Genomic DNA, 11,427 nt, shown 5'->3' on the forward strand with positions numbered 1-11,427 from the left:
GGTAAATTTAATGGAAAATTTTAAAAAATTAGAAGAAAAATTACTAGATTTCTTAGATAGTTACTTAAAGCTAACTAAAAATGCTGGATTTAGCATAGGCGTAAGTGGCGGACTTGACTCTGCTGTGGTCGCTACGCTGTGTTCTAAAGTAGCAAAAACCTACGCTTTAATAATGCCGACAAATAGCTCAAATAAGGCAAATTTAGATGACGCCTTAGCGCTTTGTGACACGCTTAAAGTAGAGCGTACTATCATAAACATTCAGCCGATTTTAGACGAATTTCTTAAAGCCACTGGCGACACTACAAATTTAAGACGTGGAAATTTAAGCGCTAGAATTAGAATGACGCTTTTATACGACCATTCGGCAAAACTTAAAACATTAGTAGCTGGCACAAGTAACAAAAGTGAGCGAATGCTAGGATATGGAACGATCTATGGCGATTTGGCTTGTGCTCTAAATCCTATAGGCGAAATTTACAAAAGCGACCTTTTTGAATTCGCAAAATATCTTGGAATTAGCCAAAATATCATCACAAAAGCTCCAAGCGCCGATCTTTATGAAGGTCAAAGCGATGAGCTTGAAATCGGCTTTAGCTACGCGCAGTTAGACGCCGTTTTAAAAGATATAGAAAATCAAAAAACAAAGCAAGAAATAGAAGCTAAATTTGACGAAAAACTACTCCAAACCATATTTACAAGAATAGAATTAAACAAATTTAAACTATCAATGCCACCAATCGCAAATATAAACTAAAGGTTCATAATGAGAGATATACCATTTTTTAGATCACACATCACAGAAAGAGAACACGAATTAGTAAATGAATGCTTAGATAAAAACGCTATCCATATGGTAGTCGATCTTGAAAATAAGATAAAAGAATATTTCGGTGTGAAACACGCTTTAACCACAAACAACGGCACCGCTGCAAAACACTTGGCACTTTGTGCTATGGATCTAAAAAGAGGAGACAAGATAATCTGCTCAGTAAATACTTTCCCAAGTGTCGCCCAAGTCATACGTCATTTTGACGCTGAGCCGATATTTGTCGATATAAATGAAGATGATTTCAACATAAATCCAGTAGAGCTTAAAAAAGTTTTAAAAGAGCAAAATCATAAAAAACTAAAAGCCGCTTTCATCACTCACGTTGGCGGTCAATCAGCTGATATGGACGCTATTTATGAGATCGCAAAGGAATTTGACATCAAAATCATAGATGACGCAAGTAGAGCCATGGGAGCGACATACGATGGCAAGCTTATAGGAACGCTTGATTCATATATGTCTTGTTTCCAGATCAATCCACAAATCCAAAACGCCATAGCCTCAACTGGTATAATTCTCACAAACGATGATGAAATGGCAAAAAGAGCAAAACTAGTCAGAAGCCACGCTATAGTAACTGATAGCTTTGATAAAGACGGTAACTTAGGCTATGTTTATGACGTGGTTGATATAGGTCAAAAATATGATCTAAACTCACTTTGCGCCGCATTTAGCATAGCTCAATTTGAAAAGCTAGAGATGTTTATAAACCGCAGAAAAGAGATAGCAGCCATATACGATGAAGAGCTAAAAGACTGTCCTCACGTCACAACTCCAGTCATCAAAAGAGATCACATCTACACCCAGTACATTGTCAAAATAGACAAAAACAGAGATGGCTTCGCAAGAGAATTAAGAGATAGAGGCGTAAATATAGGGCTTCACTACATACCGCTTCATCTTTTAAGCTACTATAAAAGCAAATACAATCTTAGAGTAAATGACTTCCCAGCAGCACTCAAAGTCTATCAACAAGTACTATCTTTGCCAATATATGCAGCTTTAAGCAACGATGAAGTCAAATATATATGCGACACCATAAAAGCAGTAGCAAAAACACGTGTATAGCCGTAAATTTCATAGCTGGATAAACAAGTATTTTTATAGACCAAGATACTTTGAAGTGCTAGTTTCTATGCTTTTAAGCCCACTGGCACTGGTTTATACCACTATTGTTTGGATTAAATTTAAGCTAGCAAAACCACTAAAATTTTCAGTTCCTATCATAAGCGTAGGAAATTTAGTAGTCGGTGGCACTGGCAAAACTCCTCTTACAAAGGCGATATTTAATGAATTTAGCCAAGATTATAAAACATTTATAATCTTGCGTGGGTATAAAAGAAGCTCAAAAGGACTTGTCAAAGTATGTATTAATGGCAACTTGCTTTGCGACACTGCAGCAAGTGGGGACGAGGCAATGGAATATGCTCTAGGCCTAAAAAACGCCAACGTAATCGTGAGTGAAGATAGAAAATTAGCCATAAATGAAGCCATAAATTTAGGTGCAAATTTAATCATTTTAGATGATGGATTTGGCAAATTTGATATATTTAAATTTAACATTTTGCTAAAACCGTCAAAAGAGCCACCACTTCGCCTAACATTGCCAAGTGGAGCATACAGATATCCGGCAAGTTTCTATAAATTTGGCGATTTTATCCCTCAAAATGATGATATAATCAAAACAAACACTATCACAAACCAAACTTCCAAAATGGTTTTAGTAACAGCTATAGCAAATCCATTTAGGCTAAAAGATAGCTTCAAAGAGTGCATAGGGCTTGAGTTTTTCGCTGATCATCATAAATTTAGCAAACTAGAGCTTGAAAATATCATCAAAAAATATAATGCGACAAGTTTGCTTGTCACACAAAAAGATTTTGTCAAGATAAAAGATTTTGGTTTTGAGCTTTCTATTTTAGAGCTAAACACCCAAATTTCACCGAATTTCAAAGATAAACTAAATAATTTTATAAAAAATTACGGCTAAATTTGATAAAATAAATTCAAAAATCCAAGGAAAAATAGTGCTAAAAAGTATAAAAACTGCTGAAGTCATACTAAGTGCGTTGCCATATATTCAAAAATTTCGCGATGAAGTTTTCGTCATAAAATACGGTGGAGCAGCTCAGATAGATGAGAGTTTAAAAAATGATTTTGCTAGAGATGTCGTGCTTTTGCAACTTGTCGGCATCAAGGTCGTCATCGTCCATGGTGGCGGCAAAAAAATCAACTCATTTTTAGACAAACTTCATATCCAAAGCGAGTTTGTCGATGGGCTTAGAGTCACAGACAAAGACGCTATGGAAGTGGTCGAAATGACGCTAAGTGGCTTAGTAAATAAAGAGATCACAAGCCTACTAAACAAACACGGTGCAAGAGCCATAGGCATAAGTGGCAAAGATGATAATATGCTAAGAGCAAAGAGCTTAGATGGTGGAAAATACGGCTTTGTAGGCGATATAACAAGTGTAAATGACAGAGTCATAAATAGCGCTCTAGCTGGCGGTCTCATACCAGTCATCGCTCCTATCGCAGTGGGTGATGAGTATGAAACGTACAATATAAATGCCGATCTTTGCGCTAGTGCAATCGCCTCAAAGCTCAAAACCAAAAAGGTTATATTTCTAAGCGACATAAAAGGCGTTTTGGGAAGTGACGGCGAGCTTATAAGCAAGCTAAATGAAAGCTCCATAAGCGAATTAAAAGCAAGTGGAGTGATAAGTGGCGGAATGATACCAAAAATAGATGCCTGCCTTGAATGCGTCCAAAGCGGCGTCGAAGCAGCCCATATCATAGACGGCAGAGTCAAGCACTCGCTTTTGCTTGAGCTATTTACTGATGAGGGAATAGGAAGCGTCATAAGATGATTGTTTTAAACACTGCTCCAGATAAGAAAACAGCTAAAAAAATCGCCAAAAAGCTAGTAAATTCACGTGCTGCGGCTTGTGTAAATATCCTGCCAAATTTAACTAGCATTTATGCTTGGAATGGCAAAATTAGGAGCGATAAAGAAGTGCTTATGATAGCAAAAGGCAGATACAAAAAGATAAAAAAGATGATTTTAAAATTTCATCCTTATGAGCTCCCAGAAATCATCGCCTTAAAACCCAAAAAAATAGAAAAAACATATAAAAAATGGATAAAACAAAATACAAAAGGTAAAAAATGCTAGTAAATACAAGATTAAATCAAAACGACACCAACTCAAGCGTAAGCCTAAAAACAGCCCTACTAAATCCCGCTGCTGCTTATGGTGGGCTTTATGCGCCTGATTCCTTGCCAAGCTTGGATGAGAGATTTTTTGAAGAAGCCAGTGGGCTAAGTTATTCTCAAATAGCCCTAAAAATCATAGAAAAGTTTAAATTTGATATAGATATGAGCGTGTTTGAAGAGGCATTAAAAAGATATGAAAGCTTCGATAATGAGCCAGTTGAAATCAAAAAAATAGATGAAAATTTGCATATAAACGAGCTTTGGCATGGACCAACAAGAGCCTTTAAAGATATGGCATTGCAGCCTTTTGGACATATTTTGACTAGCCTAGCAAAAGAAGAAACGAAAAACTATCTTATCATGTGCGCGACAAGTGGCGATACTGGTCCAGCTACGCTAGAAACATTTAGCGACGCAAATGGTATCAAAGTAGTCTGCTTATATCCAAAAGACGGCACAAGCGACGTCCAAAGACTACAAATGACAAATGCAAGCGGCAAAAACCTAAAAGTAATAGGTATAGAAGGCAACTTCGATGATGCCCAAAGAGCCTTAAAAACATTGCTAAACGATGAAGATTTCAAAGCAAGTCTAGCAAAATTAAACCTTAGCTTAAGTGCTGCAAACTCAGTAAATTTTGGTAGGATTTTGTTCCAAATCATCTATCACATATACACTTGTATCAAAATCACAGGCAACAAAAAACCTATAAATATCATCGTTCCAAGTGGCAATTTCGGTAACGCTCTTGGTGCGTATTACGCCAAAAAAATGGGAGCAAACATCGCTAAAATCAAGATTGCTTCAAACTCAAATAATATTTTAACCCAGCTTTTCACAACTGGAGTTTATGACCTGCGTGGCAAAAGCTTGATTAAAACTATAAGCCCAGCTATGGATATTTTGATTAGCTCAAATGTCGAAAGACTTTTGTTTGACAAATTTGGCCCAGTTAGAACAAAAGAGCTTATGGATAGCCTTGCTACAAATAAATTTTACAAGCTAAGTGATAGCGAGCTAAACTCCTTAAAAGCTGAATTTGAGGCTGATTTTTGCACTGATGATGAATGCGAAAATGAGATCAAAAAATACGCAAACAAAGGCGTTTTAGTAGATCCCCACACCGCAACTTGCTTTAAACTAGCTTCAAAAGAGACGCTAAATGTGGTTACTTCTACTGCGCACTGGGTTAAATTTACTCCAAGTATGATAAAAGCTATCAAAAACAAAGAGACAAAAGATGAACTAAAAGATATGCAAGAACTTAGTAAAGAGTTTAGTTCGCCTATTCCAGAGCAGATTTTAAGCCTATTTAGCTCAGAGCAAATCCACAAAACGATCTGTAACCAAAATGAGATAAAACCAACCATAATAGAGTGGATAAACAAATGATTATTATACCAGCAAGACTAGCTTCTACTAGATTTGAGCATAAAATTTTACGCACGATTGATGGCGTGCCGATGTTTGTCAAAACTGCCTTAAACGCTTCAAAAGCTGATGATGTTTTAGTGGCTTGCGATGATGAAAAAGTCGTGCAAATAGCTGGAAAATTTGGCATAAAAGCCGTCCTAACAAGCCAAAATCACGAAAGTGGAACCGACCGTCTAAACGAAGCAGCCACTAAATTTGGCTTAAAAAATGATGAGATAATCATAAACGTCCAAGCAGATGAGCCATTTTTTGAAACCGAAAATCTACTCAAATTTAAAGAATTTGCAAATAGATGTATCAAAAACGGTGCTTTCATGGCAAGTTGCTACAAGTTAGCAAACAAAGAAGAAGCCACAAATCCAAATTTAGTAAAAGTAGTGCTTGATAACGCCCAAAATGCCATATATTTTTCACGCTCATTAATCCCTTATCCAAGAAGCCAGTGCGAGATTTATAAGGCTCACATCGGGATTTATGCTTATAGCGTAGCAAGCTTAAAAGAGTTTTGTTCTATGGACTCAAAATACCTTGAAAACATCGAAAAACTCGAACAACTAAGAGCAATCCAAAGTGGCAAAAAAATAGCGATGTGTGAGATAAAAACGAGCAGTATCGGCATCGACACGCTAGAAGATTTAGAGGCTGCAGCGGCTAAATTCGGCTTTAAGATTTAATTGATTTAGCTCAATAATTTTTGAGAGTATTTGATATAAAATACTCTCAAAGGATTGATATGACAGAGCAAAAATTCACAGAACAAATCTCAACTGTTGCGAAATTTATCCAAATTTACTGCGATAATAATCACGCCAAGGCACAAAAATCAAACGCAAATTTAGAGCTAATCTACAAAAATACAAGCCTAAATCAAAGCGTAAACTACAATCTTTGCAAAGAGTGCGAACACCTACTTTTATACGCAAATGAAAGACTCCAAAACTGCCCTCACGATGAAAAGCCAAAATGTAGAAAATGTCCGCATATTTGTTACGAAAAATCAGAGCTTAAATTTATGGTTAAAGTTATGAGAAGTAGCGGTATCAAGCTTGGATTATCAAAAATAAAATCACTTTTTCAAAGATAAATCGCTTCAATAATACTAAAATTTAAGAGTATTTTGGATAATATAAAATAAAAATTTATGAAGTGATTTATGCAAAAAGCAAAAGAAGAACTAGCAAATAGAGTTTATCGCAAAGTTATCATTTTATACATTCTTGTAACATTTTTTTACACGATTCTTTATACCTATCTTGGCATAACTCTACTACTCTTTAACAACGCGCTGTCATTTGTGGCTCTTTTGATTATTTATGACGATATACATTCTCCCAAATATGAAAAAGCCATAAGCCTTCTAGTCCAGCTAAGCGCCATTTACAACATCACTTGCGCTGTTTTGGTGTTTGGTTGGGGATATGGATTTGAGTTATTTTTACTTGCTTTTATAGCGATACACTATCTATTTATGGCAAAAAATCAGTACATAAAATTTACCATAATCTTTTTCCAAATCACATTTTATCTGACTTTATATCTAATGCTTAAAGACGCGCCAAAAGAGTATGGCGGAGAGCTGTTTAAAAATATAATTTACATTATAAATTTTTCAGCTTTAGTTTTTGGATTTTTATTTTTACATAATAACCTAAATATCATCGGCGCTATAAATATTTTAAATTTAGAAAAAGAAAAAGAGAGCTACAAAGACATAGCCAAATACGACTTTTTAACTGGACTTTACACAAGACTTCCTATGATGAATATCATAAATGAGATATTAAAAAATCTAGAAAGCAACAAAACAAACTCAGTTTGCATAGTCCTTTGCGATCTAGATAATTTTAAAAACATCAACGACACATACGGGCATGCCTTTGGCGATAAGGTTTTAAGTACGGCGTCTGCATCCTTAAAAAGCAGCTTTTCAAAATACGGAACGATTTCTAGGTGGGGCGGGGAAGAGTTTCTTGCAGTTTTAGAAAATCAAGAAATAGACCACGCAAAATCCATAATACAACAAGCAAGACAAAATATAGAAAGCTCAAAAATTGATAATATCAGAATCACAGCAACTTTCGGTGCGGTATATTTAGAAAACCCACAGACAAATTTAAGGCTAGATGAGATAATCAAAAACGTAGATGAGTTGCTATATGTAGGCAAAAATTCAGGTAAAAATAGATTGGTATTCAAAAAAATATGAAAGTAAAAAACGACAACCTAACACAAAATTTGCAAAAGATATTATTGCTGTTTTTAATATTAAGGATTGGCTATCTTTTGGTATTTTTAGTCATAAGAAATGAATGGCTTATATCTTTAAATTTAGCCAGCATAGCGATATATTTGTTTACGATTTTTCTATCAAAACGCAAACTTCTAGGTTATGCATTTTTTATCTTGCATATAGAAATCATGATACATACATCCATTTGCATACTTGTTTTAGGGTGGGATTATGGATTTGACATAGCTATCATCGCTTTACTTTCTATAATATACATAGATATATTTCAAAACAAATTTATATCTTATATACTTGTATTTATGGAGCTTATGGTCTATATAACTTTATATATCATTGCATTTGACAACACAGCTTACTATCCTAAAATTTACTCTACATATTTCTTTTTGGTAAATTTTTTATTTTTTATACTTATCTTGCTTGTAATATCAAAAATCCTAAATGTTACTGATGCCATACACTTTTTAGAGCTAAAAAAAGATAAAGAAAAATTCAAATATATGTCCGAAGTGGACTATCTAACTGGCCTGTTAAACAAAAGAGCACTCAAACTAATCACAGATGATAAAAAATACTCAAGTATGATTATAGCGATGTGCGATATAGATAATTTCAAACGCATAAACGACATCTATGGACACAATATTGGCGATAGAGTTCTAAAGAAAATATCAGAAATATTCATAAATTTAGCCGATAAAAATGATATAGTTTGCAGAGCTGGAGGCGAAGAAATCATCGTAGTATCCTTTGATATGCCAAAAAATAAATTTCTACTAAAAATTCAAAACATAAGAAACGAAATCAATAAAAGCATTATCCATGCAAGCGGCGAAAATATCAAATTTACAATGACATTTGGTATCTCAGAGTGTGGAAGCGACCAGGAAGAGCTTATCAAACAAGCAGATACAAGGCTCTACAAAGGCAAGCAATCCACAAAAAACTGCATAGTCGTCAAATAGAATTTATATGATCTAAAAAATCCTTAGCCGAGATGAAGCCGACTATTTGTCTATCTTTTAGCTCTTTTGAGTTTTTGTAAAACACCAAAGCTGGCGGTCCAAAAACGCTGAATTTTTGCATTAATTCAAGGTCGTCTTTGCTATTTTTTGTTACATCAATCTTGACTAAAGTAAAATCTTTTAGCCTATTTTTGACGCTTTCATCGCTGAAAGTTATGTTATCCAGCTCTTTACAATTCACGCACCAACTAGCCCAAAAATCTACCATAACTGGCTTTTGAGAAGAGTTTATTATTATATTTAGCTCGCTTAAATTTGAAGCACTCAAAAACTCTATTTTTTGAGATTTTTGACTTTGTAAATTTGGGCTAAAGCCAAGCTGGGCAGAAGTAAAGTTTGCAATTAATACGCAAGACACAACTAAAATAATGATAGACACGGATTTCATAAGCTTTTGAACCACTGTTTTTGCCTCATCAAAAGCTCCAAAAAACATAGCAAAAACCACTCCCAAAACACCATAAAGAAGCCAAGAAATTTCACTTCCCACAACCCTATCAAACATCCATATAGCCATACCAAGCATTAAAAAGCCAAAGAGTTGCTTAACCTTTTCCATCCAAAATCCAGGTCTAGGAAGAAGCTTTGAGCTAACGCCGATAAGCAAAAGCGGAACTCCCATACCAAAACTCATAATAAACAAAGCAAGCCCACCAAACAAAGCGTCTCCACTTTTTGCAATGTAAAGCAAAGCCCCAGCAAGAGGCGCTGCGACGCAAGGCCCTACGATTAGCGCTGATAAAAATCCCATCACAGCCACGCCGATTATTCCTTTAGCATTCTTGCCTTTTTTGTTTATATAAGCTTGCAAACTCTTAGGCAATTCTAGATTGTAAAGCCCAAACATACTAAACGCCAAAAGCACAAAAATAATGCTAAACCCTATAATAACGCTTGGGATTTGAAGCAGTCCTTGTACGCTTGCACCAAATACACTTGCCAAAACTCCAGCCAAAGCATAAGCCAAAGACATAAAAAATACATAAATAAAACTGATAAAAAATCCACTTTTAGCAGACGGTTTCGAGCCTGTTTTAGCCACTATAATGCTTGAGAGAATCGGGATCATCGGAAACACGCAAGGCGTAAGAGCCAGCATCAAACCGTACCCAAAAAACGTCAAAAGCGTAAGGAACTTCCCGTCTTTGCTAAATGAATCAGCTATCTTATCTTGATCTGAGCTTGACTTAGCTATTTTTGTTGGCTCGGCCTTTTTTAAATTTAGCTTATTTGATACGAAACTCGCCTCATACATAGCAGACATCGGCTGATAGCAAAAGCCACTATATGAGCATCCTTGATAATCCACAGCTATGCTAAATTTATCGCTTTTCACAAAATTATTCAAAAGTCCAGCTGGTATGAAAAGGTTTAAATTCCCACCATATATATCGTAAATATCGTGTTTTTTTGACTCTGGAAGATTTAAAAATGCGGTTATATCATTGTTTTCAATCTTGATTTTTAGCTTATCTTTATACAAATAAACGCTATCATTGACCTTTAAATTAACGTTTATCCCTTGAGCTTTATCTCCATTTATATCTAGCCCAAAAGCCTGATCTACGCTCAAAACCTCCCCAAAAAGAGTTGCCATAAAAAGCAAAAATATAGCTAAAAATTTACGCAATACATTTCCTTGAAAAATAAGGACAATTCTACAAAACATTTATAAATAAAACATTAAATTTAAATAATAAAATTTATAAAATAATATAAATAATCATATTTTAAACAAAATTTAAATTATTTAGTTATACAATTGTAATTTACGCAAACAAAAACGGAGGCAATATGCAAGAAGAAGACTACGAAATCATAAAAGTCAAAAAAAGTAAAATAAAATATGAAAGAGAGCTTAGAAAGCTACAAATCGAGCTTTTGAAATTTCAAAATTATGTCAAAGACACCGGCTTAAAAGTCCTAATCATCATAGAAGGAAGAGACGCTGCTGGCAAAGGTGGAGCCATAAAACGCTTAAGCGAACACCTAAATCCACGTGGCTGTAGAATAGTCGCACTCGAAAAACCAAGCGACGTAGAACGCACTCAGTGGTATTTCCAAAGATATTCAGATCACTTGCCAAGCGCTGGAGAGATCGTGATCTTTGATAGAAGCTGGTATAACCGCGCTGGCGTTGAGCCTGTTATGGGGTTTTGCAGCCAAGAAGAGCATAAAGAGTTTTTAAGACAAGTGCCTAAATTTGAAGAGATGCTAGTGAGCTCTGGGATTTTGCTATTTAAGTTTTATTTTTCAGTCTCAAAAGAAGAGCAAAAAAAACGCTTCAAAGACCGTAAAACAGATCCACTCAAACAATTTAAACTCTCTCCAGTCGATGCAAAAAGCCAAGAACTTTGGGATGAATACTCAGTAGCAAAATACTCAATGCTACTAGCCTCAAACACGCCTCACGCCCCATGGACTATCATAGTCAGCGACAACAAGAAAAAGGCAAGACTAAACGTATTTAGATATATCTTAAGCAATGTTGATTATCCTAAAAAAATAGACATAAAAGAGATGAAGCTCGATGTTGGCATCGTAAAAAGCGGTAGTGAAGAGATAAAAATCATGGAAGAAAATCTAAAAAGTGAAAATCTAAAACATATCCACGGATAGGGTTTTATATTTTTGAGTGAGCCAAATTTGATTATCTAAATTTAGCCACG

The 11,427-nt window shown here is 35.1% G+C and carries 12 protein-coding genes; 11 read left to right on the top strand and 1 reads right to left on the bottom strand.

The genetic code is table 11. From position 1 onward, the window contains the following. The first annotated feature begins 10 nt into the window (after positions 1 to 10). The 10 genes from CIG1485E_RS05630 to CIG1485E_RS05675 all read left to right on the top strand — a co-directional run bounded on the left by CIG1485E_RS05630 (position 11) and on the right by CIG1485E_RS05675 (position 8,698). Positions 11 to 757, top strand: a complete 747-nt coding sequence (locus CIG1485E_RS05630; RefSeq protein WP_038454542.1) for an NAD+ synthase — start codon at positions 11 to 13, stop codon at positions 755 to 757. A 9-nt stretch (positions 758 to 766) separates the two neighbouring features. Continuing rightward, on the top strand, positions 767 to 1,900 hold the full coding sequence (locus CIG1485E_RS05635) for a DegT/DnrJ/EryC1/StrS family aminotransferase (RefSeq protein WP_038454543.1): 1,134 nt from the start codon (positions 767 to 769) through the stop codon (positions 1,898 to 1,900). Then, positions 1,893 to 2,822: a tetraacyldisaccharide 4'-kinase gene (locus CIG1485E_RS05640; protein WP_038454544.1), complete on the top strand. Its 930-nt coding sequence runs from the start codon at positions 1,893 to 1,895 to the stop codon at positions 2,820 to 2,822. Before CIG1485E_RS05635 ends, CIG1485E_RS05640 begins: the two co-directional genes overlap by 8 nt. A gap of 37 nt (positions 2,823 to 2,859) precedes the next feature. Next, positions 2,860 to 3,702 carry an acetylglutamate kinase gene (gene argB / locus CIG1485E_RS05645; protein ID WP_081867144.1) on the top strand — a complete coding sequence of 281 codons (843 nt, stop codon included), beginning with the start codon at positions 2,860 to 2,862 and terminating at the stop codon, positions 3,700 to 3,702. Then, the gene (gene cutA, locus CIG1485E_RS05650; RefSeq protein WP_038454546.1) at positions 3,699 to 4,007 is read left to right on the top strand and encodes a divalent-cation tolerance protein CutA; all 309 of its coding nucleotides are present in this window, start codon (positions 3,699 to 3,701) and stop codon (positions 4,005 to 4,007) included. The genes argB and cutA overlap by 4 nt, the downstream gene beginning before the upstream one ends. Next, a complete protein-coding gene (gene thrC / locus CIG1485E_RS05655) occupies positions 4,001 to 5,440 on the top strand; it encodes a threonine synthase (RefSeq protein WP_038454547.1) in 1,440 nt (479 codons plus the stop codon). The genes cutA and thrC overlap by 7 nt, the downstream gene beginning before the upstream one ends. Then, complete coding sequence (gene kdsB, locus CIG1485E_RS05660; RefSeq protein ID WP_038454548.1) at positions 5,437 to 6,156, top strand: 3-deoxy-manno-octulosonate cytidylyltransferase; 720 nt, start codon at positions 5,437 to 5,439, stop codon at positions 6,154 to 6,156. The genes thrC and kdsB overlap by 4 nt, the downstream gene beginning before the upstream one ends. 59 nt (positions 6,157 to 6,215) lie before the next feature. Then, positions 6,216 to 6,566, top strand: a complete 351-nt coding sequence (locus CIG1485E_RS05665; protein WP_038454549.1) for a nitrous oxide-stimulated promoter family protein — start codon at positions 6,216 to 6,218, stop codon at positions 6,564 to 6,566. Positions 6,567 to 6,635: 69 nt separating this feature from the next. Next, positions 6,636 to 7,688, top strand: coding sequence for a GGDEF domain-containing protein (locus CIG1485E_RS05670; RefSeq protein WP_197408299.1), 1,053 nt, complete (start codon positions 6,636 to 6,638; stop codon positions 7,686 to 7,688). After that, positions 7,685 to 8,698: a GGDEF domain-containing protein gene (locus CIG1485E_RS05675; protein ID WP_144242178.1), complete on the top strand. Its 1,014-nt coding sequence runs from the start codon at positions 7,685 to 7,687 to the stop codon at positions 8,696 to 8,698. The genes CIG1485E_RS05670 and CIG1485E_RS05675 overlap by 4 nt, the downstream gene beginning before the upstream one ends. On the opposite strand, the gene dsbD is transcribed toward CIG1485E_RS05675, so the two are convergent. After that, positions 8,691 to 10,388, bottom strand: coding sequence for a protein-disulfide reductase DsbD (gene dsbD / locus CIG1485E_RS05680; RefSeq protein WP_051870940.1), 1,698 nt, complete (start codon positions 10,386 to 10,388; stop codon positions 8,691 to 8,693). The genes CIG1485E_RS05675 and dsbD overlap by 8 nt on opposite strands. Positions 10,389 to 10,552: 164 nt before the next feature. On the opposite strand from dsbD, the gene ppk2 reads away from it, so the two are divergent. Continuing rightward, entirely contained in the window at positions 10,553 to 11,377 is an 825-nt protein-coding gene (gene ppk2 / locus CIG1485E_RS05685; protein WP_038454550.1) for a polyphosphate kinase 2, read from the top strand. Positions 11,378 to 11,427: the final 50 nt, after the last annotated feature.

The organism is Campylobacter iguaniorum (assembly GCF_000736415.1).
Classification (GTDB): domain Bacteria; phylum Campylobacterota; class Campylobacteria; order Campylobacterales; family Campylobacteraceae; genus Campylobacter; species Campylobacter iguaniorum.